This window comes from Paraglaciecola sp. MB-3u-78, from assembly GCF_002835935.1.
Taxonomy (GTDB): Bacteria; Pseudomonadota; Gammaproteobacteria; order Enterobacterales; family Alteromonadaceae; genus Paraglaciecola.
Map to the genome: position 1 here is coordinate 142,680 of NZ_PJCF01000004.1, position 24,434 is coordinate 167,113.

Annotated in this window: 19 protein-coding genes; 10 read left to right on the plus strand and 9 right to left on the minus strand. The window is 41.4% G+C overall.

Going from position 1 to position 24,434, the window contains the following annotated elements; translation table 11 throughout:
• Nucleotides 1-207: 207 nt before the first annotated feature.
• From CXF95_RS07460 to CXF95_RS07480, 5 genes are read right to left on the minus strand one after another with little or no spacing between them, the layout of a single operon-like run.
• On the minus strand, nt 208-2,361 hold the full coding sequence (locus tag CXF95_RS07460) for a tol-pal system YbgF family protein (RefSeq protein ID WP_101198110.1): 2,154 nt from the start codon (nt 2,359-2,361) through the stop codon (nt 208-210).
• A gap of 9 nt (nt 2,362-2,370) precedes the next feature.
• Nucleotides 2,371-4,821, minus strand: a complete 2,451-nt coding sequence (locus CXF95_RS29530) for a cytochrome C (protein WP_157828100.1) — start codon at nt 4,819-4,821, stop codon at nt 2,371-2,373.
• Between the two features lies 1 nt (nt 4,822).
• The gene (locus CXF95_RS07470; protein WP_101198112.1) at nt 4,823-6,403 is read right to left on the minus strand and encodes a cytochrome c3 family protein; all 1,581 of its coding nucleotides are present in this window, start codon (nt 6,401-6,403) and stop codon (nt 4,823-4,825) included.
• Between the two features lie 50 nt (nt 6,404-6,453).
• The gene (locus CXF95_RS07475; protein ID WP_101198113.1) at nt 6,454-7,317 is read right to left on the minus strand and encodes a pyridine nucleotide-disulfide oxidoreductase; all 864 of its coding nucleotides are present in this window, start codon (nt 7,315-7,317) and stop codon (nt 6,454-6,456) included.
• 5 nt (nt 7,318-7,322) lie between these two features.
• Nucleotides 7,323-8,192: a hypothetical protein gene (locus CXF95_RS07480; protein WP_101198114.1), complete on the minus strand. Its 870-nt coding sequence runs from the start codon at nt 8,190-8,192 to the stop codon at nt 7,323-7,325.
• Nucleotides 8,193-8,488: 296 nt separating this feature from the next.
• Here CXF95_RS07480 and CXF95_RS07485 point away from each other — a divergent pair, with 296 nt between their 5' ends.
• Both CXF95_RS07485 and CXF95_RS07490 read left to right on the plus strand, forming a co-directional pair.
• Nucleotides 8,489-9,808 carry an NAD(P)-binding domain-containing protein gene (locus CXF95_RS07485; protein ID WP_101198115.1) on the plus strand — a complete coding sequence of 440 codons (1,320 nt, stop codon included), beginning with the start codon at nt 8,489-8,491 and terminating at the stop codon, nt 9,806-9,808.
• Nucleotides 9,795-11,816: an ankyrin repeat domain-containing protein gene (locus CXF95_RS07490; protein ID WP_101198116.1), complete on the plus strand. Its 2,022-nt coding sequence runs from the start codon at nt 9,795-9,797 to the stop codon at nt 11,814-11,816. The genes CXF95_RS07485 and CXF95_RS07490 overlap by 14 nt, the downstream gene beginning before the upstream one ends.
• 507 nt (nt 11,817-12,323) lie before the next feature.
• On the opposite strand, the gene CXF95_RS29535 is transcribed toward CXF95_RS07490, so the two are convergent.
• Complete coding sequence (locus CXF95_RS29535) at nt 12,324-12,494, minus strand: hypothetical protein (protein WP_157828101.1); 171 nt, start codon at nt 12,492-12,494, stop codon at nt 12,324-12,326.
• A 542-nt stretch (nt 12,495-13,036) separates the two neighbouring features.
• Between CXF95_RS29535 and CXF95_RS07495 the strand changes: the two genes are divergently transcribed.
• Both CXF95_RS07495 and CXF95_RS07500 read left to right on the plus strand, forming a co-directional pair.
• Nucleotides 13,037-13,267: a type II toxin-antitoxin system Phd/YefM family antitoxin gene (locus tag CXF95_RS07495; RefSeq protein ID WP_101198117.1), complete on the plus strand. Its 231-nt coding sequence runs from the start codon at nt 13,037-13,039 to the stop codon at nt 13,265-13,267.
• The gene (locus tag CXF95_RS07500; protein WP_101198118.1) at nt 13,267-13,653 is read left to right on the plus strand and encodes a type II toxin-antitoxin system VapC family toxin; all 387 of its coding nucleotides are present in this window, start codon (nt 13,267-13,269) and stop codon (nt 13,651-13,653) included. Before CXF95_RS07495 ends, CXF95_RS07500 begins: the two co-directional genes overlap by 1 nt.
• Before the next feature lie 646 nt (nt 13,654-14,299).
• Here the strand turns inward: CXF95_RS07500 and CXF95_RS07510 are convergent.
• Nucleotides 14,300-14,710, minus strand: coding sequence for a DUF3718 domain-containing protein (locus tag CXF95_RS07510; protein WP_101198119.1), 411 nt, complete (start codon nt 14,708-14,710; stop codon nt 14,300-14,302).
• A gap of 366 nt (nt 14,711-15,076) precedes the next feature.
• Here CXF95_RS07510 and CXF95_RS07515 point away from each other — a divergent pair, with 366 nt between their 5' ends.
• The 5 genes from CXF95_RS07515 to CXF95_RS07535 all read left to right on the plus strand — a co-directional run bounded on the left by CXF95_RS07515 (nt 15,077) and on the right by CXF95_RS07535 (nt 22,071).
• Nucleotides 15,077-17,332, plus strand: coding sequence for a tetratricopeptide repeat protein (locus CXF95_RS07515; RefSeq protein ID WP_198556523.1), 2,256 nt, complete (start codon nt 15,077-15,079; stop codon nt 17,330-17,332).
• Between the two features lie 199 nt (nt 17,333-17,531).
• Entirely contained in the window at nt 17,532-20,099 is a 2,568-nt protein-coding gene (locus CXF95_RS07520; protein ID WP_101198121.1) for a TonB-dependent siderophore receptor, read from the plus strand.
• 434 nt (nt 20,100-20,533) lie between these two features.
• Nucleotides 20,534-20,881 carry a type II toxin-antitoxin system RelE/ParE family toxin gene (locus CXF95_RS07525; protein WP_101198732.1) on the plus strand — a complete coding sequence of 116 codons (348 nt, stop codon included), beginning with the start codon at nt 20,534-20,536 and terminating at the stop codon, nt 20,879-20,881.
• On the plus strand, nt 20,874-21,158 hold the full coding sequence (locus tag CXF95_RS07530; RefSeq protein ID WP_157828102.1) for a DNA-binding transcriptional regulator: 285 nt from the start codon (nt 20,874-20,876) through the stop codon (nt 21,156-21,158). Before CXF95_RS07525 ends, CXF95_RS07530 begins: the two co-directional genes overlap by 8 nt.
• A gap of 154 nt (nt 21,159-21,312) precedes the next feature.
• Nucleotides 21,313-22,071, plus strand: coding sequence for a tRNA-(ms[2]io[6]A)-hydroxylase (locus CXF95_RS07535; protein ID WP_101198123.1), 759 nt, complete (start codon nt 21,313-21,315; stop codon nt 22,069-22,071).
• Between the two features lie 15 nt (nt 22,072-22,086).
• On the opposite strand, the gene CXF95_RS30460 is transcribed toward CXF95_RS07535, so the two are convergent.
• Both CXF95_RS30460 and CXF95_RS07550 read right to left on the minus strand, forming a co-directional pair.
• On the minus strand, nt 22,087-22,878 hold the full coding sequence (locus CXF95_RS30460; RefSeq protein WP_232787706.1) for a LysM peptidoglycan-binding domain-containing protein: 792 nt from the start codon (nt 22,876-22,878) through the stop codon (nt 22,087-22,089).
• 170 nt (nt 22,879-23,048) lie between these two features.
• On the minus strand, nt 23,049-23,849 hold the full coding sequence (locus CXF95_RS07550) for a transposase (protein ID WP_232787707.1): 801 nt from the start codon (nt 23,847-23,849) through the stop codon (nt 23,049-23,051).
• 156 nt (nt 23,850-24,005) lie between these two features.
• Here CXF95_RS07550 and CXF95_RS07555 point away from each other — a divergent pair, with 156 nt between their 5' ends.
• A complete protein-coding gene (locus tag CXF95_RS07555; protein WP_101198124.1) occupies nt 24,006-24,407 on the plus strand; it encodes a type II toxin-antitoxin system VapC family toxin in 402 nt (133 codons plus the stop codon).
• The last annotated feature ends 27 nt before the right edge of the window (nt 24,408-24,434 follow it).

Below are 24,434 nucleotides of genomic sequence, written 5' to 3' on the forward strand. Positions count from 1 at the left end.
AGCGATAAGTTATTCTTAGCAATACCCTGTTTAATGAAGTTGCTAGTATCTTATTTGCTCCAGTTCAGGTTTAAAAGGAACAGTTATTGATTTCAGGGTTGCAGATCCCAGTGATTATTAACAATGAATTTAGATTAGTTAGATATCGCGTTGGTTTCTAAAAAGCAATTGAAGACTGTTTCAGGCAACGGTCTTCATCACCCCTAATCAAAACTGGGCGCGATAACCGATACTTACAAAGTAACCTGTGGTGGTTCTGTCTATTTCTGAAAATGTTTCATTTAACCATTCATAGCCCAGATCCATCTCAAATTTTAGCCACCTCTCATAACGATAATCCAGGCGGATTAAGGGTCTAAGCATCCAACGGTCATCACTGTTTAGTTTGGACTTTCTATAATCCAGTCGCAGCCTTGGATTAATTCGGAACTGATTCTTGATATTAAATCGCCAATTTGTATTTAATGTGTGTGTCGTCGAGCGGGTCGAGTCGGAATAACGCCAACTCAGTATCATGGTATCTGTATCAAAGGCGACTTTGTTGCCGACTAATTGCACTGAATACATAAATTCGTTGTCACTGGCTGGGTAGCCTTCAATGCCAGCACTGCTTAGCGTTTCACCATATTTAGAGTAAGTGACTTCGCCAACCATTTGCCAATCCTGGTTAAATTGATGGGTTAATGAGCTGGTGACAGATTGACTTTTTGCCGTTCGGTCACGGGCTAATTGTTGTAATTCATCTTCAGAATATTGCTCTAACAACTGGTCCAGGCTTGATACACCCTGGCCTTGAATGGCATTGTTAGTGGTCAAGATGGGACTGTTTCTGTAGTCAACAACCACATTTATGTTGTTGCTTTCACTAAAATTCCAATTGCCAATAAACAGAAAAATATTAAGATCATTGAATAGAATATCGTAATCAATCAGGGTGAAAAGTGACTTCTTGTTATCTCTAAAGCGAATTTCTCCACCCATGGCTTCGCGATCTTTTACCTGATGATTTTGTTGGCTGATATAAAAGGCATTGAAATCCCAACCTGTCCAAATTGAACTGATATCAACACTGAGACCCTGAAAATTCACGTTTGAATTGATAGCTGATTTATCTGAATAGTTGACTGGGTAGCCTAACACAGCATTGATTTGGTAATTGTCATTGACCTCGTAGGCCAGGCGAGCACCATCAAAACGGCCCAGTATGCCTGCTGAATTGAATGATTGCCGACCCACTCGTGCATATAAACCTTGTTCACCTAATTTTCCATCAACATAGGCTATGCTGGGGATAAACTCGCTGCCTTTGCCGTCTGTCATAAGATCGTTGCGGTAGGAGCCAACAAATTGAGTGCCTAATTCCACATTTCCTTTATTCACTTTGGCGACAAAATCGAGGTCACTATTTAGATCAGAGCGTATCAACTGACTGCTTTGATCCTCAGGAGTGGTTTCGTCTCGATAGTAGGTTTGAGCAACACTGCCATAAAATTGTGTCTGCCATTCATCATTATTGATTTGTTTGGAATTTTTGGCGGCCCTGAGTCTTTGCTTGGGTTGTTGAGCCGCTGTGATGATGGCGGCTAGTCGCTGCTTAACGCGAAGGGCGCCCTCACTGTTGGGATAGTCTTGCAGGTATTGGGTATATTCCGCTTTGGCTTGGGCTAATTGGCCATTAAATTCACGGCTGACACCAATTAATTCCTGAGCTCGTTGTTGCACTTCGCCACTGCTTTCGTCCCTTACCTTGCTTAAAAGTCGCACAGCTTTGGAATAATCCTTATCTAACATGCTTTGATTAGCTTGTTGCAGGATTTTGGCTAGTGCAACATCTTCTTCCTGCAATTTTGCGATCAACAGATCAATGCTGGTGCCCGAACTTGATTGCTGTTGATTGGCTTGCGTTTGCGCTAATTGAGGATCAATGACCGAAATGATAACCGCACGTAAATCTTTACTGGCTCGCACATTAAATGTGAGTGCACGTTTAAAGCGTGCGGTAATTCTTGGATTATCAGCGAGCTCACCGTCATAAGTTAATTCTACTAATGCCGTTGGAATACTGTTATCCCAGCTTAATTCAACACTTTCATTGAGACTGTTATAAAATGTTTGGTCGGCGATATTTTCTATTTTCAAAAAAATATCAAGGGTTTTAGTCGGCTGTGTTGGTGCATAATTTTGGTAGCGTAAGGGGGTTATAAAATGTATTTCAAGATCATACCCCTCGGTTGTAGGCACTACATCTACATTGTCTACTATTTGTGCGCTTAGTGTTTGGCTTATTAAGCCGAACACTAAGGCTGCCCATAATGGTGAGCAAAGACGCCGTATTTTGACAAGATTTACTAAAATATTCATGGCCATACCTTAATCAAAATCGCCGTCTGTGGTGCGGTGTTCACTGTTACGCCGTTTCAGAATGGTGCTCAGCGAAGAGTCGGTATAAACATGGCAGGCACCGGAGCAATCCCTGAGTTCACTAACGGTATAGCGCACCCTGGGGCTATCTATTTTAGTATGTTCATCCGACTCATAATCATTTGCATGGCAACCTGCACAATCAGGTTTGTAAGCACTGTTAGGCCAACTTAACACCTGATTATTATTAGTATGACAGTCATTGCAAGAGACGTTTGAACGATGGTCACCGGGATAAATTGCCGATGAGTGAATAAAGTCGATATTCGACCAATTGTTGTTATTGTGGCAAGTATCACACTGTTCAGTCGTTATAAAGTGATTGCTCGGTTTCCCCGTCGCTTGTGAGCCATCATGGCAACTTGAACATGAACCAATAACTGCGTCGTGATTAAAATTTGCTGGCACCCAGGCAACATTTGTATGACATTCATCACACTCAGCAACAGTTTGCACATGGGTGCTATGTTTACCCGTGGCGGTGCTGCCATTGTGACAACTACTGCATGAACCCGTCACGCCAGTATGATCAAATCTGACATCATCCCAACGGGTAGTCACATGGCAATCATCACAGGTGTCTGTGCTGCTAATATGGTTGGCCGGTTTACCTAAGGCCACAGTATTATTGTGGCAGGAGTTACACGTGCCGTTCACCGAAGCATGATCAACCCGGGCTACCGGTACCCATGCAGTGGTTAAATGGCAATCTTCACAGATATTATTTGTACTGATGTGCGTGGCATTTTTGCCCGTAGCATCTGAGCCGTTATGACAGGAACTACAGTTACCGGTGACGCCACTGTGGTCAAAGTTCACCTGATCCCAACTGTTTGTCACATGGCAATCATCACAGGTGTCGGTGCTGCTAATATGGTTGGCCGGTTTACCTAAGGCCACAGTATTATTGTGGCAGGAGTTACACGTGCCGTTCACCGAAGCATGATCAACCCGGGCTACTGGTATCCATGCAGTGGTTATATGGCAATCTTCACAGATATTATTAGTACTGATGTGCGTGGCATTTTTGCCCGTAGCATCTGAGCCGTTATGGCATGAGCTGCAGTTGTTGCTAACACCGCTGTGGTCAAAATTCACCTGATCCCAACTGTTTGTCACATGGCAATCATCACAGGTGTCGCTGCTGCTAATATGGTTGGCTTGTTTACCTAAGGCCACCACATTATTATGACAGGAATTACATGTACCATTCACCGAAGCATGGTCAACCCGGACTACCGGCACCCATGCAGTGGTTAAATGGCAATCTTCACAGATATTATTAGTACTGATGTGCGTGGCATTTTTGCCCGTAGCATCTGAGCCGTTATGGCAGGAACTACAATTACCGTTTACAGCGTTGTGATCAAAATTCACCTGATCCCAAGTATAAGTCACATGGCAATCATCACAGGTGTCGGTGCTGCTAATATGGTTGGCTGGTTTACCTAAGGCCACCACATTATTATGACAGGAATTACATGTACCGTTCACCGAAGCATGGTCAACCCGGACTACCGGCACCCAGGCATTGGTTAAATGGCAATCTTCACAGATATTATTAGTATTGATGTGCGTGGCATTTTTGCCCGTAGCATCTGAGCCGTTATGGCAGGAACTACAACTACCGTTTACAGCGTTGTGATCAAAATTCACATGATCCCAAGTACTTGTCACATGGCAATCATCACAAGTATCGGTGCTATTGATATGACTCGTATTTTTACCCAGTGCAACCACATTGTTATGGCATGAACTGCAAGTGCCGTTAACCGCAGCATGATCAACCCGAGTAGCAGGGCTCCATGTTTGTGTTGAGTGGCAGTCTTCGCAGGTATTGGTGGTATTCAAATGACTGACATTTTTACCGCTAGCTACCGAGCCATTGTGACAAGAGGAGCATTGCGCAACAAGGCCGTCATGATCAAAACGTGCACCTAGCCAGGTTGAAGTAACATGACAATTGTCACAGGTTTCGCCGCTTGAAATATGGTTAGCCGGTTTGCCTGAGGCCACCACATTGTTGTGACAGGCATTACAACTACCGTAAAGGGAATTATGATCTACACGGGTAACCTGCTCCCAACTGCGCGTGGTGTGGCAATCTTCACATTGATTAGCACTTGCAATGTGGTTAAGTGGTTTGGCGGTTTGAGCCACACCGCCTTGCATATGGCATGTGGAACATTGTTTTGGCGTTCCCTTAAATATGCCCGACACATGGCAACTATCACATTGCACTCTTTCATGTTGACCATCTAAGGGGAAACCGGTATTAAAATGATCAAATTCAGTATCAGCCGCCACTATCTGGGTCGAGAGCAACAGCAAAAACGTGCATAGCAGATATATAATCTGGGGCAATTTTCGAATGTGTGGTAAAGAAAACGCATATTGCATATTATTTTATCCTTATCTCAGCAAATCCAGTTGCAATGTGGCAGCTTTGACAGTTTTGCCCAAAGCGTCCCTGATGTTTGTCGTCTTGGGCATGACAGGCGTAACAGGCGCTATCTTGCTCAACTTTTTCATCTGCGATAGTGCTATGGCATGCGCTACAAGTGAGTCCCTGGTGAGCGCCTTCAAGGGGAAACTGGGTTTGTGTACTATGATCGAATTGCCACAGCAGCCAATCGTTAGGATTATGACAAGAGGCGCAGTCGCTACCTAAGGTACGCTCATGGAAATCGTCATTTTCATGGCAATTTATACAAGTGCTAGGAGCATCGTGAAACTGTGGGCTTGCATGGCATGATTCGCAGGTCGCAATGGAATGCATGCCCACCAGAGGAAAATTAGATAACTCATGGTCAAATCTAACTTGTTTACCCCAATCTGAATCATTGTGGCAGGTATCACATTTGTTACCTAGTTGCCCTTTGTGTGCATCATCTTTGCTGTGACAATCAATACAGCTATTTCTGCTGAGTTTATTGTTGCTACCAAGCTGGTGGCAACTGGCACAGCTTAAGTCGCTGTGCTTACCGTGAAGCTTAAATTCAGTATCTGCATTATGATCAAAATCGGTTTCCGCCCATTTTGTTTCGGAATGACAGACTTTGCAGTTAGTGCCATTTAGTCCACGATGTTGATCATCATGCTTATGGCAATCAACACAGGTGTTTGCTGGTTTTTCATCAAACACAGGGCCACTATGGCAGGCATTACAACTGACATTGATATGGCTACCTATTAAGGCAAAGTCAGTGTCGTCGTTATGGTCAAAAATAAGCTTCTGCCAATTTTTTTGCTGATGACAACTTTTACAGTCTTTGCCATTAATACCCCCATGCACGTCGTTGAGAATATGACAAGAAACACACTTTTGCGGTGTACCAATATATTTTTGATCTGGGTGACATGCGTTGCAACTCGTCTGCTGATGTTTGCCAAGTAAAGCAAAGTTTGTACTATCGTGATCAAAGGAGGACTCGTCCCATTTTTGTGTGGAGTGACAATCGGCACAGCTCTCTTCAAATACGCCATTATGTTTGTCATCTTTTAAATGGCAACCCACACACTCTTTAGGGGTATCTCTGAATTTTTTATTGTCTGCGTGGCAACTCTGGCAAACGACAACTCTGTGACTGCCGTCTAACTTGAAATCTGTCACCGCGTGATCAAAATGGTCGACATCAAAATTAACAATATCACCGTCTCGGCCAATGTGCTCAGAGTGACAGGCCTGACATTCTGCGTCTTTTACCGCCATCGAACGGCCATGAAAACCCAGCGATCCCTGCAGATCTTTTGCTACTTCTTTATGGCAATCTAAACACAGACTTTTAGAGGACGTATCAGTTGACGAGCCATGACAACTATCACATTTATGCTCAAATTTTGCATGGGTTTGATGAAGATCCCCGGGCATCAACAATTTTTTAAGTGAAAAGTCCTGTTCTTGCCCATGGGCAGCAAAACTGAGTATCAATACCTGTAGCAACAAAACATATTGGAAATTGATGAGGTATCTTTTAAACATAGGTTTACAGTCTCAGCCGGATAACTAAGTTAAAAAACAACTTAGTTAGCTTAGTATCTGTGTACAGCATAAACATGAACAAAGCCTGTAATCACTAACATGAAGAATATTGGCATATGTAATAAATGCCAAAGGGAGAATAAACGTTCGTAAAAAGCAAGATTTGCTATCTTTCTCACCGCCTGCAAATAGTCAAGAAGATGGCAGATGGTGTCAGTATTAACCGCTGCGGTTTTCATTTCTCGTTTAATGCGTCTTTGTGCAAAGCGCGTTGTTAAACTCAATGACATGCTGGTTGATAAACTACCCAACACAGTATTCACTTTTTGCAGTTTTTGTTCGCAATGTTGAATTATTTTCAACTGTTCTGGTGTCAGTGAGTGAGCAGATAGAGCCGCATCATCAATTTGTTCGCGGGCTAAAATTTTGCTGTGCAATAGCTCTTTCAACTGAATTTTATTGCCATAAAGACCATAGTGAATTTTACCGTAAATAAAACGCCCAAAAAGTCCACTGCTGACCATCAGCAACATACTGGCTAAGGTAATATTACTGTTAGTTGAACCCATACTGAAATTGCAGTGAAACAGCACTAATAAAGGGCCCAGGATACCCAACATCATATGGATGCGGAACCAATTTCTTGTAGAAAAAATTAACAGTCTTGAGTTATAGAAGCGTTTTCTAAGGGGATAAATAAGCAGCAGTAGCATCATTGAGCCACCAACAATACCGAGCGCGTATCCCAACCCAGATTGCGCAGTGATAAAATACTCGTCGCGTATTTGCCAACCAAAATAAAGTAGCAACAAGATTAAAATTGAAAATAACACTACAGGTAAATTGATCTTGGCTTTTGGCTTATCAGCATTAATTTTTTGAGCACGTTTGCTGGGTTCGATGGCCTGGTTCATGGTGTTTAACCTTGACTCTTAGCAGCGAAGACATTGGAGATAACTAAACTGACTGTCGGTTGCGTAGCAGTAGAAACAGCTTGTGATATTTCTTCAATATCGCCAGCTTGCTTAACAGGGTTGCCAGATATTGCCAGTCGAGCGCCGACTACTACTTGTTCTGTACTGCTAATATTGTGGTCAGGCAGCATTGCCATTTGATCGTTCAAGGCAATATACAGCGGTAAGTCCCGCACTTGTTTCCGAACTGCTGCTAAAGGGGGACCCGCTACTATCTGTTGATTAATGTAAGGCCTGACAAAAATGAACACAGTCGTATCGGGAGAGACAGTTTGAGTCAGTGCTTCAGAAAGCGATACGCGCAGTAAGATTGAGCCCGTGTTTTTAGCAATTGAGTGGGTCTTAGCTCTGCCTGAATTTTTGCTCTTTGTGGTATTTTTGACTAAATAATTTTGCAGCAAATCATTCATAGGCAGGGGAGTCGATAATTGATCAACTGGGTTAGGTTTGCGACTGGCATCCGTCTGTGCCACGTCAAGCGTGCCTTTGAAACCGAGGGCTTGTGCTTTTTCTAGGGCTGATTGTGCGGCGCTATCTCGTTGTAAATAACGATAGGACTTGGCCAACAATAACCAACCTTGCATGTTGTCAGGTTGGTTTTGCAACTTCTGTTCAAGATTAGCCAATAAATCTTCAACTGACGCTGCTTGTTTGTTTTGCTGAGCCGATGGCGTTTTAACATCCATTGTCTGTTTGTTTTGTTCAGCGCTAACTAATTGATTGTCTGAAGTGGTACTCAGCCAAAAAACTAGCGCGCTGATGATAACGACTAACACAACAGTAAAAATAACTGTGCGACTTTTGAATGCTTGCATCGGGTGACCGTTCCTCAAAATATTTGACAGTTTAGACCTACACGGGAAAATCCAATACCTTACAGATAAAAGCTTTAAAACAGTTTATTGCAAAGTAATACCAAACTAACTTTACTCACGTTAACTTAAGGAACACTTAAGTTAACGTGAGTAGTATTGCAGAATATCTGGATGAAAAGGGATGTGATCTTATACTTGGTTAAATATTACGGCATTGTAAATGAGCAGAATGATAGACAAAGTAATAAAGATGTCGGTCATTTTGTAGACAAAATATTTGTTAACTTAGAGTAATTATGGCGTTTTTACAGGACTATCCAATTTTCGCTTATCTTATGCCCATGGTATTTATTTGGTGCATCTTCATTGTCATAAAACGGCGAAAAAACAATCAGGCCTTACAATTGCAACAACAAGCAACCGAATCAGGTTTGACTGAGCCTGCCAGTTTGCATCCCATCATTGATCCTAATCTTTGTTTAGGCTGTGGTGCATGCACAAGAGCCTGTCCCGAAGGAAATGTGCTGGGTTTAATTAACGGTAAAGCGCAGTTAATTCAACCTTCTAATTGCATCGGTCATGGTGCTTGTAAAGCGTCCTGCCCTACTAATGCCATCACCTTAGTTTTTGGTACCGAAACGCGAGGCGTGGACATACCCACTCTTAGCCCTAATTTTGAAACCAATGTTGCTGGCATATTTATCGCGGGTGAGCTGGGCGGTATGGGATTAATCAGGAACGCGGTTGAACAGGGTTCTCAAGCGGCTAGCGAAGTTACCAAGCTTGTGCGTCAACTTAAATGGGCACCTGAAGACATGTTAGATGTCGTTGTGGTTGGTGCAGGTCCGGCAGGCATTGCGGCCTCCTTAAGTGCAAAACAAGATAATTTGAACTTTGTCACCATCGAACAAGATTCGTTGGGGGGCACAGTCTCTCATTTTCCGCGCAATAAAATTGTGATGACAGCCCCGGTCAATTTACCGCTAGTGGGTAAAGTTAAGTTTCGTGAAACTAGCAAAGAAGCCTTATTGGAATTTTGGCAAAACATCATTGAAAAAACCGCTCTTAAAATCAATTTTGATGAACGCCTAGAAGATATTGAGACCTTAAAGGTCGGTTTTAAACTCACTACTAACAAGGGGCAGTATTTTACTAAAACGGTACTGCTTGGTCTTGGACGCAGAGGCACCCCCAGAACCTTAAATGTGGAGGGCGAAGCATTACCCAAAGTAGTCTATCGACTCATTGATCCTGGGCAATATACAGGACAAAAAGTACTCGTTGTTGGCGGCGGTGACAGTGCCTTAGAAGCCGCAACCAGTATTGCTGAGCAAGCGGGAAGCCACGTGATTTTGTCTTACAGGTCTGATTCGTTTAATCGTGCGAAAAGTAAAAACAGGCAAAAAGTTGAGCAAGCCGAACGTCAAGGTCAACTGACGGTGATGCTGCGCTCGTCAGTAAAAAAAATCAGTCCTGATGACGTGGTCATTGAGCAAGACGGTAAGCAAGCCTGCTTTGCAAATGATGCGGTTATCGTCTGTGCCGGTGGTATTTTGCCAACCCCATTTTTGCAAAAAATAGGCATTTCAATCGAGACTAAACATGGCTCAGAGTAATACTTTTGTGTCTGCTTTTAACAAAGTAATTTTAATGCTTGCTGTGTGCTGTATAAGCCTATCTGGGTTCACTCAGACAGTCTCAGAGGCAAAATTTGCCATCAGGACACGAGATTTTCAGCAAGCATTAAGCTTGCTCATACCTTTAGCAAAACAGGATGATGCAGAGGCGCAATATTTATTAGGGGCTCTTTACGCCGCCGGTAAAGGCATAAGTCGTGATGACAATGCAGCTTTTCGTTGGTTTAGCGCCGCAGCAATACAAGGGCACGGTCAGGCTCAGTTTGAACTTGCTTGTTTATATGAGCAGGGCGATGGTACCGCGCAGAATATCCAACAGGCCTTAGTGTGGTATCAAAAAGCCAGTGAAAATGGCGTGTATAAGGCAAACAAGAAAATTGACGCAATTAAAGCTAATCAAAGCAAACATGAGCAAGGCCAAGCAATAGGGCAAGGTACTGTATTTGCGGCAATTCATAAACAAAATTTGACACAATTAAAATTATTGCTTACATCAAGTTCTCTGGCAAATGTCGTTGATTCCAATGGTTATTCAGCATTAATGCGGGCAATTGAAACGAACAACTTTAAGGTAGTGGCACTGTTGCTGCAAAGTGGCGCCAAGGTGGATTTTTTGGGGCCACAAAAAATTACGCCGCTTATTCAAGCCGTAGAATTAAAAAACAATGCAATGGTCAAAGTATTATTGCGTTATAAGGCCAAGCTTGATCAGCAAGATTCACTGGGTAACAGCGCACTTATTTATGCAACCCGTAAACAGGCAGTTAAATTAGTTGATATGTTGTTGTCTGCAGGTGCAAATCCAAATTTAGCCAACCTTAGTGCCAACACTGCAATAGATTTTGCCAAATCCCCCTCACTTATTGCCTCACTATTGCTTAAACACGGTGCCATCGATCCGCTTTCGTTGGCAAACAAGCAGTTAAATAAACAAGCCATGAGTAAAAATGCTGAATTGTTTGTCGCCAATGTCGCAGAAGATGCACCTTACAAGGGATGGCCGGTGTTGAATGTAGCGGCATGGCGAGGGCAAATCGATATGCTTAAAGCTTTATTGGCGACTGCTGCTGCCATTGACTCCGTTGATGTTGAGCACTATACACCTTTGCTCAGAGCAAGCAGGCAAGGTCATGGTGAGGTCGTTGAATTGTTATTAAATAAAGGTGCGGCAATTAACTGGCAGTTGGATGACGGGCGCACTGCCTTGTATTTAGCCGTTGAGCAACACCACAGTGCTGTTGTAAGCCTACTATTGCAACACGGAGCTACTATAGAACTTAGTGGCGAGAAACTCTATCCGCCCTTACTTTTAGCCGCTAAACAGGGACAAGACGCGATTGCCTTGCAACTGTTAAACGCCGGTGCCAATGCCAATCTTATATTCGATGATCACACTGTACTGCATTGGGCGGCGCAATCGGGCATGTTGGATTTAGCGGCAATAGTGATAAAAAAAATTGATAATGTTGATCACCAAAATACGCTTGGCCAGTCAGCTTTAATGCTGGCTGTCATTAACCATCAACAGCCTTTGGTTGAATTGTTGTTAAAGTTTGGGGCTGATGTCAATTTAACGGACAATAACAATAATACCGCGCTGCATCTGGCAGCTAAATCAGGAAAGCGGGCTTTGGTTGCGCTTTTACTACACCACAAGGCAAACATAAATTTACTTAACGAGCAAAACAACAGTGCCCTTATTGTTGCTGCCAGTAGTGGTTTTGATGACATAGTATTGCTATTGCTTGAACAGGGAGCAGATGGAGGCATTCGTAACAAGGCCAGTTTTACAGCCTTGATGCTGGCTGCCACTAATGGTCATTTGCAATCCGTTAAACATTTTGTTGGCCATGGAGCCGATCTTGGTCGCCGCAATAAAGACGGCAAAAATGCCCAAAAATTAGCTAAGGAAGCAGGTCAAAAAGAGATTGCCAACTACCTTGCTAAGCAAAATAAATCATCGAATTTTCTCGACCTGTTCAATTAGTCACCGCGCTTACGTATTACCTCTGCTTTGCATTAATTGCGCCGGCAATCGCATCTGCACACACAAACGCTGGGGGTGAGTTTGCATTCAGTGTTGTTGCAACGGGCGCTTCATTTCATAGGCAAGATTGCCTAAAGGCATCGCGACAGCCCGCTGAATGTCTATGTATGCAGACCAAAAACCATTTTTTGAATAACACAGGGCCTGTGGCTAATTAGTTTGCAATCGGTCAATTAATACATAATCTCGCACAAAAACTCCCACGACACCCCGTTCCAGGAGCCTTGATTGGCAGGTTAGCTTTAGATCAAGCGGCTCAAGGTCATGGGGTAGGGAAGATGTTACTGATTGATGCCATCAAGCGAACGCTCGCATTAGTGATGATATCGCCATTTACTGCTTGGTAGTCGATGCTATTGATGAGCGAGCCCAACACTTCTATGAACAATTCGGTTTCTCACTTCTCAGCTCAAAAAACCAACGTTTGTTCCTTTCACTCAAATCAATCTAAATTGGGCGAATAATCATGACTAACGCTTTCGAAAGTATAGTTAACCTGAGCTCGGTATAAGCCATACCGTCCAGTACCACTATTAAATGTTGTAGCCAAAGAAACTCAAGCGGTAATGTGAGCTCTGGGTTAATAATGAGCATCAAACAACTATTACTGCCTATCATCACTTTCCTTCAATGCCCAACCCCACAAAGCTGAATTAATGAGGCAATAAAATCTGAGAACTTACCAAATTTACAGCGGGACCAGGCAAATTGTGAGTTAAAAGTCTATATGTGCAGGTCAAGTTTTAATAAGTAAAACATTTTTTATGCCTAAACCTGACCTAAGGTATAGGCGCTTCTATGACGTATGCTTAATAATAAAGGTACACATTGTTGGTAAAGCTTGGCAGTGTATGTTTTTTTGCTGTCCACTCAGTGTGCGGAGAAAAAATAAAACTTCCCCTAATATTAGGTTCAACCTTTCGATCCTGCAGCTGACATCAATTCCATATTTATAAGGCACAATGAGGCACAAAGTGAATTAAGTTTTATGACAAGTTAGTAACCCGCTTTCAGCGGATGTAAAGTATCACCATGGATAGCCGTTTTTGACACTTTGCAGTCCTCAGTGTAAGTAATTAATATCAAAATAAACGTCGCTTTGCGTTGTGATTATTCTTGAGTTATAGTTTAGCTAAGTTTAGCTAAGCTAGGGTTTGGTAATGCAAACAAATATGCATGAAGCAAAAAGTAAACTATCGCAGCTCGTTGAGGCGGCTGTTCTTGGTGAAGAAGTAATTATTGCCAAGTCAGGCAAGCCTCTTGTCAGGTTAGTGCCTTTTCAACCACATACAAAAAGAGAATTTGGTCTATTGAAAGGTAAGATTAAAATGTCTTCTGATTTTGATTCAAAAGAAGTCAATGATGAAATTTCTGAAATGTTTGGTATGTAATGAAAAGAATATTATTAGATACCCACACATTAATTTGGTGGATGAATGGTGATCAAGCTTTAGGTGAATTTGCTCTTGAGTTTATAGCAAACGAAAATAACCAAGTTTATGTTAGTGCCGCCTCTGTCTGGGAGATGTCGATAAAACGACAACTTGGCAAATTAGAGTGCCCTGTAGATTTAGACTCTGTGATTGAAAGTCTGGGATTTAGTAAGTTGCCAATATCTATTTTTCATAGCGAACAAGCTGGCCAATTGCCAATACATCATAAGGACCCTTTTGACAGAATGCTAATCGCACAAGCGCAGGCAGAGGGTTTGCAAATTATAACAAAAGATGAACACTTTCCTTCTTACGGAATAAGTTTAATCGACGCCACAAAATGAAACGTTCACTAAACTGCGTGCGGTATAAAACATCTACGGCTTCAGGTTGTTTTGTCAGTTTTCATGAAATAAAGTGGGAATAGTGATCGGGTCATATTCATGGTCGAATGACTTATGTGTCACTGAACCGCCCATAGTGCTTAGGCTAGCAGTGATCTAAATAACCTTTCAGGTCGAATGGCAAAAATGTAGTATTCCCCTAATTTTGCAGACACTTTGAAAATGGTATAAACAATCGACCTGTTGTTATGTTACAGCCAATTGGTTGCTTGATAACATTATCTTAATATTTGTATCAGCGTTCCCTAAGAAGCTTTATGTCAGTTGAATTATTACTTAAACCTATAAATAGTTTCCTAAAATGCGCAACTCCACAAGCCTAGATTGACGAAGCCGTCAAACCCGAAAACTTGCTACGGGACCATGCTAATTGTGAGCTAAATGTAAATATGTGCAAGTAAGGTTTTTAGCAAAAAAATCACAGTAAAAGCTTATACATAATGATTACTTTGTGCGCTAAGGGGAAGTCTCAGAGTTGCTCTAGCTAAGGTTTGACGCAAGCTCATTAATGCCGTTGATAATTTAATTTTGCTTGGGTCGACAAGTGGCTAAGTTAAATTAGCCACTACAGATTTTTACTGAAAAATTAACGACCAACATAAACTATGATAATTTCTTCCGCTGATTTATTCACACTTGTACGAGCTACAACATCCTTAATCGTAACCGTTGGTAATTTATCTAGGTTATGTTTACGAGTATACTTTTTCAGATAATCAAAGGTCTCATTTGCATTATATTTTTTGGCAAAATTTGCTATGTGTAAATTATTGCAATAGACACGATTAACGAGACTTTTTTCACTTTCTTTATAGCTACTCCACGTTTTATTGTACTTCACTGCTTTTTTTAGTGGCTCAATCTCATTATTACCTGCTAGCACACACATTTTAGTGTCTTTCGAGTTGTCCTTGGCAATAAACTTATATTGAGCAGCATAAGCACTGTTTATAAAAAAAATAGCCACAGTAACTAGTAGTATTTTAACTGGTTTCATAACTTCGTTCTCCTTTCGTTATTTTTGATAGCAAATCGATTGCTACCGCAGAGCATAGTTAGCTAAAACAACTTCTTAGTTCGCAACACAAAAACACCTTACTGGTTACGTTAGTTAAGAAATCTAGACTACACTTTACCTTCAAAAGCTAACTACACTTTCACTATAGGAAAACGGTACTAAGTTAATCTATTCTTTATCTATTGTTAGCTAGGGATTAGCTATGGTTTACCTAATTATTTGATATCTGATTGTTATCATTAGTAAAAATAAGGTATTAGTAATGCTAGAAATGCGCCTTAAGATTAGACAAGCAAAGTGATATATAGGTTTGATAGCTGCGAGTTAAACACGGAAAACTTCACTTTGCGGGTTAATACTGAGGTGCAATTGGTCGAGCCTCATGTTTTTGACTTAATTTTATACTTGATTGAACATAGAGGTAGACTAGTATCGCGAGATGAACTATTCAAAAACCTTTGGTCTGGCCGTGAAGTGTGTGATGCCACCTTAAGCAATACTATAAAATGTGCTCGCGCGGCAATTGGGGATGATGGTGAACAACAGGCTATTATTAGAACAACGCGAGGGAGAGGTTATCAATTTATTGCCGAAATAAAAGGAACATCGATAGGAGCTAACAACTCAACCATATCAAAACCTAGTGCATCCCCTACTAGCTCACCAATTTTTACTGCCCTAAGCACGAAACGTCATTTAATATCATTACTGGCAGTGACTTTACTGCTTATTTTTATTATGAGTGAAATATGGAGCCCTGCTAGCGAAATAACCGTGAGTAATGCTGCTAACGATAACAAGCAAAAATCCATTGCTGTTCTGCCATTTAGAAACCTGAGTGAATTAGAAAAAGATGTGTTTTTTACCGAAGGGGTACATGATGACTTACTGGTGCACATTTCGAAAATCAGCGCCATTAAATCAATATCTCGCTCCTCCGTGATGACCTATCATAATTCTAGCAAAAATATGCAAACAATTGGCAAAGAGCTGAACGTGTCAACAATATTGCAAGGCAGTGTGCAACGGGCAGCGGATCAAATTCGTATTAACGTGCATTTAGTCAATACCTTAACCAATGAAAATATTTGGGCTGAAAGCTATACCAGAATACTTACGGCTAAAAATATTTTTGATATTCAAGAAGAAATAGCAAAAAACATTGCCATCGAGCTTGAAACGGCACTTTCACCTAAAGAATTAGCTTACATTGAAAAGCTTCCAACCCAAAATCTGTCGGCATTAGAAGCATACTTTCGAGCAAAAGAAAGCAGTAGAAAAAATAACAGTGATGGTTATCAGCAAGCCATCATTCATTTAGAACATGCGGTAAAACTAGATCCTAATTTTTCCACGGCTTATGCACTGTTAGCGAATTTTCAAGTAGGGCAAATTTACTGGTTAGGACTATCACCAAAAGAGCAAATAGCGAAAGCTAAAGCGCTAATCGCAATAACTATGAAGCTTGATAGTAATAGCAGTGAACTATATCTCGCCATTGGTTGGCTTAAAAGATATGAACAAGACTTTAGCGCTGCTGATGCGGCTTTTAAAACAGCAATTAAGTTAAGCCCTAATAATGCCGAGGCTTATGCTGCATATGCTGGTTTGTATATGTCAACTTTAAAGAATAGTCCTCAAGCAATTTCCTTATTATTAAAAGCTGCTAGCTTAAGCCCAAAAGATGACAACTTACCCATAGAGCTGGCTCAAGCATTTATCTATGTGGGTCGATTTGATGAAGCAAAAAGCATAATTGAAGATATTATTGCGCGTAAACCAAATTTCTCCATTGCTCATAGAAAACTATCCTTTATTAAGTATTTTGCGGAGCATAATATTACAGGATCTCTGCGCTCACTTTATAAATCTGTCGAGCTAGACCCTGTGCCTTTTTATTTTATGGTATTAGGCTTTAACCATGCTTCTATAGGGGATAAAAAACAGGCAATAGCTTGGTTTAATTATACATTGCAACTTGCACCTGAATTTGAAGGCGCAAATTATTGTCAAGGACTGATCCATACACTGAACGGCGATTATAATGCCGCTGTTGATTCGTACCTTAAGATACCAAAAATTTTCGAGATGGGTCATGTGCCTATGTACTACTTAATGAAAGCTAGTATACAAACGCAGCGCTTGGCTGAAGTGATGGAACATTTTCAAATTAATTTCCCTGAACTTTTCCAAGCAGAGTTCAAAGTCGATACAACAAATTTTATCGCAGCTTTAGCGCTTGGGCGATTATTAAAGCAAAAAGGGGAGACTGTACAGGCAAATAGATTATTTAAAGCGAGCCTTCAAGTGGCTAAAAAAAGAATACACGGCTCGTGGACAGATAACCAGTATAACTGGGTGGTTAAAATTCACTTAGCCATGGGCAACAAAGAGGCGGCATTGAAAGCTTTTGCTGATGTTGTAGAAGAGGGCTGGTTCTCAGAGGAGCTTATCAATGATGATGAGTATCACGTTTTACGTGATGAACCTTTATTTCAACAACTACAGCAGACAATGAAACATCGACTTAAATTAGAACAAGAAAAGCTCAGCAAAATGCGAATAAATGGAGAGCTGTATTCAATTCCGACAATACTATAACCAATAAACTCTATCATAATTGCATAACTTAAGTGCTAGTGATTGAACTGTCTGAATTTACTGTTTTTTTGTTTTAATGAGCTTGTAGCCTTTAATGACATGATTTATATATATAAACTCTGGTTATGAACTACGCCTCTAAGAAAAAGTTAAATGTAATTGAGTTGAAAAAACATACTAGATAGTTGAGTTGAATTGAATGATGAAACCTTATAAATTTCAAGGCTTAACCATTGCAATAAGTCTAACGTTAGTTTCAAGTTCAGCCTATGCAATAGGCGAGCAAACAGCTCCTGTGACACCTGACGAGAAAATAGAACAAATTGTTGTTGTTGGCTCTCGGGGGGATCCACGTTCACTAGCCGATTCGCCTGTTCCTATTGATGTCATCGATGGAGAAGAGTTAAGTAAATCTGGCAATACTGATATGCTAGAACTCCTTAAAGGAGCTATTCCTTCGCTAAATGTTCACGTCAATCCTATCAGTGATGCGGCAACCCTGATCCGTCCGGCTAACCTACGTGGCTTACCATCAGATAGTACGTTAATTTTACTTAATGGCAAACGTCGTCACCGCGCCTCAGTTATCACCTTCTTAGGTGGTGGTATCAACGATGGATCACAAGGTCCTGATATTTCGGTTATTCCAAGCATAGCCTTAAAACAGGTTGAAGTATTACGCGACGGTGCTGCGGCGCAGTATGGTTCGGATGCTATTGCCGGTGTTATAAACTTTGTGCTAAAAGACTATAGTGAAGGTGGCACACTTGAAGCGCGCATCGGCCAGTACTATGAGGGCGACGGTACACTCGCCCAAATCGCAGGTAACATAGGTTTACCTCTTTCTTATGATGGTTTTGTCAACTTGAGTTTCCAATTGAAAAATGCTGCTGCGACTAGTCGCAGCTCGCAAATCCCAGATGCACAAGCTTTGATTGATGCAGGTAATAGCGCTGTTCCTTCCATAACCCAATTTTGGGGCTCACCTGAAATTAAAGATGACATTACAGTATTTGGTAACCTTGGCTTAGACATAAATAAAGATAAAAAATTCTACATGTTTGGTAACTATTCAAAGCGAGATGTAAGAGGTGGTTTCTACTTTCGTCATCCTCATACACGTGGCCAAGTCTACAGTGATGGAGATACTGATGGTGATGGTGTTAGAAACTTGCTGATAGGTGACCTAGATGGCTTAAACTCTGGTCAATCATGTGATCCGGTTAACATTACTACGGGTAACGTCCTAACACAGCAAGATTACCTTAATAATGTAGCAAATAATGATAATTGTTTTGCCTTTAACGAAATATTACCGGGCGGTTTTACGCCAAACTTTGGTGGCGAAATCACTGATACTTCGCTAGTTATAGGCACCCGTGGTGAATACGAAAGTATCTTGTATGATTTCAGCGGCTCTGTCGGGCGTAATGCCTCAACCTATTTTATATACAATACTATTAACCCCTCAATGGGACCTGAATCCCCTCGTGATTTTAATCCGGGCAAATATATTCAGTTAGAGAAATACGTTAACTTGAATTTGGTTAAGAACATTGATGTTGGCTTATACGAGAACTTAAACCTGGCTGGTGGCATTGAGTGGCACGAAGAAACCTTCTCAGTAGAGAGTGACGATCCTACTTCATATGAAGTAGGTCCGTTAACCGAACAGGGCTTTGGCATTGGCTCGAACGGTTTCCCAGGCTTTCAACCTTCACAATTGGGTGACTTTACTGATAGGAACTATGCTGCTTATATTGATGTGGAAGCTTACTACACCGAAAACTTTATGATGAGTTACGCCCTTCGCTATGAAGACTATGACACCTTTGGTTCAACCACCAACTATAAAGTCTCAGCGCTATACGAGGTAAATGATGAACTTTCTATACGAGCCTCTACCAGTACCGGTTTTCGTGCACCGACGGTTGGCCAAGCCAACGTGAGTAACGTTTCTAGCAACTTTGTTGCCGGGAAAATAGTTGATACTGTATTACTATCACCAACTACCCTGATTTCAGAACAGTTAGGTGGTATTGAGCTGACGCCGGAAGAGTCGAAAAACTATACTTTCGGCTTAGTATACAACTATGGTGAATTCTTCTTCACTGCTGACTATTACAGCATTAAAGTTACTGACCGTATTACTCAGTCAAATAATATTACCTTGTCAGAGAGTGATAAGAGCATTTTAAAAGCTGCTGGTGTGCCCAATGTAGAGCAATTGGCACAAGTTCGTTTCTTTACCAACGATTTTGACACCATGACACAAGGTGTTGACTTGGTTGCTAATTATGCAACCGTCTTGTTTGGTGGCTATACTAAGTTGAGTGCAGGGTATAACTGGAATGACACTAGGGTTGATAATTTCTCTGAAATAACAGGCGATTTCAAAGTGAAACGTTTAGAGAAGGATCTTCCGCAACAACGGGCTATTTTTACTGTGACTCAGGATTGGGAAGATTTAAGCGCCATGGTGCGTGTAAACTATTATGGTGAATACCACGCAGTCCACATAGACTGGCATGCAACGGCTAAAACAGCTTCGGCTTCAGTCACTTTAGATGCACAAGTTACTTACTTTGTTAGCGACGGCGTAAATATCACTTTAGGCGCACAAAATCTCCTTGACCAACAAGCGGAAGAAATTGATTTTGACGCCTTTGATTTACCGAACAACAATTGGGGTGGTAAGTACTATGAAACGTCACCTTATGGTTTTAACGGTGGTTTTTATTACATTAGTGTCAAGTATAGCTTTTAAAGCCCCTTCAATTAACCTAACTTCCCATGTACATTCACATTAGCTCTCTGAATTGTCCTGACTAACCTAGATATATAAGAATCAACCTAAAACATGATTAACGCGAATAAGCGTAATTTAATCAAGGTTGATGTAACCGTGCTCTGCTGTCCCAAGAATTAGCTAAACAGGGCGTTTGGGTGAGTTTACATTATGTGGTCAGTTGAATTATTACTTAAACCTATAAACTGTTTCCTTCACTGCCAAACCTCACAAAGCTGGGTTGATGAGGCTGTTAAACCCGAAACCAGCCATGTCAGCTGATTGATCACGCTAACTGTGAGATTAGGTGTGCAACAGTTAATATGATTTACTGTGTGAGAAAACCGAACATTGGTGTTGGACCGTCCAATCTTTTTTTTGATTTAAGTAATCCATTGGATTATAATTTTTGTATGCTTACGACGATAACTGAACTGCCAGAGTACATCAAACGTGCAGATTCATTGCTAAGTGAATCAGAACGTAAAGATGTAATCGACTATCTTTCTGAACATCCTAAAGCAGGAGACATTATGGAAGGTACTGGAGGTATTCGTAAGATACGGTGGAGTAGAGCGAACAAAGGCAAAAGTGGCGGTGTTAGAGTCATCTATTACTATCACGATGAACGTATTCCTTTGTATCTTCTTACCATGTTTGGAAAGAACGAACGCGCAAATTTGTCAAAAGCTGACAGAAATGCGCTTGGACGACTGGTTGGAATTCTTATTACAAACGCTTTGGAGAATAATCATGGCTAACGCATTTGATAGTATAGCTCAGGGACTTCAAGAGGCTATAGATTTCAATGATGGAAAAGAAGTTGCGGCGAAGACTCACAGACCGCCTCATGTTGACGTTGCTGAGATACGCCACGGACTGGGCTTAACCCAGATGGAGTTTGCTTCAAAATTCTGTATCAGTGTATCTACGCTCCGGCATTGGGAAAGAGGTGACCGCAATCCACATGGTCCAGCTTTAGCACTATTAAATGTTGTAGCCAAAGAACCTCAAGCGGTAATGCGAGCTCTGGGTTAATAGACAAATAGTAGCGAACGCGACAAAGTATGAGGCATTGCTTCGGATGCAATTGTCCGTCTTTGTTGTATTTTTCCTTTCAGGGTCAAGTGCTAGCTTTCTAGTAGTAGACAATTACTACGTAAATTTTCAAAAGAAACGAATTTATTAAATAATGAGCATCAAACAACTATTACTTCCTATCAACAGTTTCCTTCTATGTTCAACCCCACAAGCCTGGATTGACGAAGCAGTCAAACCCGAAAATTTGCCAAATTTGCTGCGGGACCACGCTAATTGTGAGCTCAAAGCCGCGCAAACCGCTATGTTGTTATTGCGCCGTTATGCGGTTGATCAGCAAAGTGGTGATGCTTTATTAGAGTGGCTAAAACCTTATGAGGACTTTGTATACCGCAAAATAGGTATAGGTGATTTTAGTGACCACATCAACTTATCAAAAAGGCTGATCAGTAAATCTGAGTTTGAACATGGCGATGAACTAATCAGTAAAATGGTGTTGTTAATTAAAGAAGAGTTACATCATTTTGAACAAGTTTGGGAAATTATGCAGAGTAGGGGAGTGGCTTACGACAATCTTACCGCGTCTCGTTATGCCAGAGGTATGATGAAAGGTGTACGCACCCATGAACCCGCTAAACTCAGTGATACGTTAATTTGTGGTGCTTATATTGAAGCCCGCTCTTGTGAACGTTTTGCTAAGTTAGCGCCGCACTTAGATGCGGAGTTAGAGACCTTTTATACGTCTTTGTTACGCAGCGAAGCGAGGCATTTCCAAGACTATTTAACCTTAGCCACTAAAGTCAGTGGGACTAACATTAATGAAAGAGTCATTTTTTTTGGTGAAAAAGAAGCTAAGCTTATTCAAATGCCAGATCAAGAATTTCGCTTTCATAGTGGCTTGCCTCAGCCATAATTGAGGCTTGGCATCTTAGGGAATGGGGCGTATGCGTATTTTTGTCCCTATTGAAATATCATCGATGACTAAGTTGGGATTCCAAGACATTAACTCTGGTGTCGTCACTCCGTAACGTTTCGACAGTTGATAAAGGTTTTCACCTATTTGATTGGCTATCTCTGATTGTTCCAGTGCCCGGTATACCTCAAAAGCGGTCCATAACATTTTTGCATCGATTTTATTTTTTGTTACTTCATACTGGTTAATTAACTGTTGGGCGGTTGGATATTGTTTTTGCTCAATAGCCATTCTGGCAAGTGCAAGGTAAGCTTGGTGCGCTAACTGTTGCGTGACATCAAGTTGCTGCAACCATTTTTGTGCTTCATCAAAGTGTTGTTCATTGAAAAAGCACAAACCTATTTGGGTTAATGCGCTATTTTTCAAAATATTCACTGTAGGGCTGGCATTTAGAGTCTTATCTTGTGGAGTATTTGCAACCAATGCTGCAGCATAACCTTGCAATGCGGGCCATTTTTTTTGAGTGCAAAAATAGTCGATAAGCGTCACCGATACGGATTGTTTGTCGAGTTGTTCATTAGCAATTGCCTGTAAAAAAGCTTGCTGTGCTCCCTCTGCATTGCCCGACGCGGCTCGCAACTCCGCTAGTGTTAACAGCGTATTAGGCATCGCTTGAGAATTGTCGATAGTGTCGAAGGTCTTTTGTGCCTGTTTGATGTTGCCTATTAATAAGTAGGCTTTAACATAGGAGAGTGTAATAAGGGTTGAGTCAGCAACATTGATGCTTGAATAGTCTTTTTTTTGCATTTGTTAGGCCGGTTGAGCAACCGAAAAGGAATAATATCCCGCTAGCAATGATTAAATATCTAACCAACGATTTGTACCCTTTTGTTAAAGATACACTAGCTTAACGACTTTAGTATTGTTAGGTCAAATCAGGTCTTTGATTTATGATGATTAACTATCCCGCTTACCGTTTAATAATGCAGTGTAAAATAATCGCCTAACTGTTTTAAGGTATACCCACCACTTTGATAGGCCTTGCAGATAGCCGTATTGCGATCCTCACTGTTAGCCAGGTAATAATCGAGTGTGTCTGGTGTAGGTTTTCTTTGGGCTGATGGTATCTCGCTTAGCTTCTGGTCTTCATCAATTAAACGTTGCATGTTGTCGATGAATTGCTGGTCCCCCCAAATAAATTTGTTTACGCAGTGAAGACCAAAGTGATGGCTGGCCTTTTCTCTGGGCAATAAACTGTTTATAACGCTCAATCGCCTCGGCCTTATTTTGGGCAAAGTTTGCCAATAGCCAATCAGTAAACAAGCGGGCCAGTTGCTTTGTCCTGCAGTCGACAAATAGCTACTCCATGGCCAATCAGCCGCCAAAGACACCATGTTGGCGCGCACGGGATTTAAAACATTATAGCGCACCAGCTCAAGCAGGTAGCTGTTTTTTTCTATGAGAATGGATTTATACCGGCCCTGAAATACATGTCCGACTCGATTCTGGGCACGGTTAAACGATTGTGTGTAAACGCCATTTAGTTGTCGCATACCTTTTGACAGATTAGCATTGGGGGTTTCAATAAGAAGGTGATAGTGGTTGTCCATGAGGCAATAAGCGTGACATGCCCAATTACAAATATCACTGGTCTTGTCTAAAATAGATAAAAATGATGCGCGATCGGTATCGTCCTCATAGATATCCTCCCGGCGGTCTCCCCTTGAGGTAATGTGATACAGAGCCCCCGCAAATTCCAAACGTAATGGTCTAGACATGGAAAGTATCTCCAAAAATCCTTTTAATAGAGGTTAGGCGAGAATTAATCCAAAATCAAAGACCCCAATATTTCCTTGACATAGACATCATCAATCCTACACGACATATACAAAGGTATTTTAAGATGGCAGGGTTGCGTTTTGAGAAAAACGTACATGCTCGATACGAATATTTGTTATTTTATCATGCGTCAACGCCCATTACCCTTAATAAAGGTGCTGCAGGCAAATGTAGAAAACAAAGATCGGATTGTGATATCTGCCATTACTTGCGCTGAAATGCGCTTTGGGGCAATTGGCAAGAAAGCAGCACCGAAGCACAACACCATAGTTGATGAATTTATGTCACGTATTGATAGTGTTTTATCATGGGATAAAGAGGCTGTTGACGCTACCACTGCCATTAAAAAAGCATTAAGTGACACAGGCACACCCATTGGTGCAAATGATACCGCAATAGCAGGTCATGCTATTGCTAGTGACTGCGTGTTGGTTACTAACAACACCAAAGAATTTGAACGCGTACCCGCTCTTCATCTTGAAGATTGGACGAGGTAACAAAACTGGGGTGTAGAGGTTAAGTTG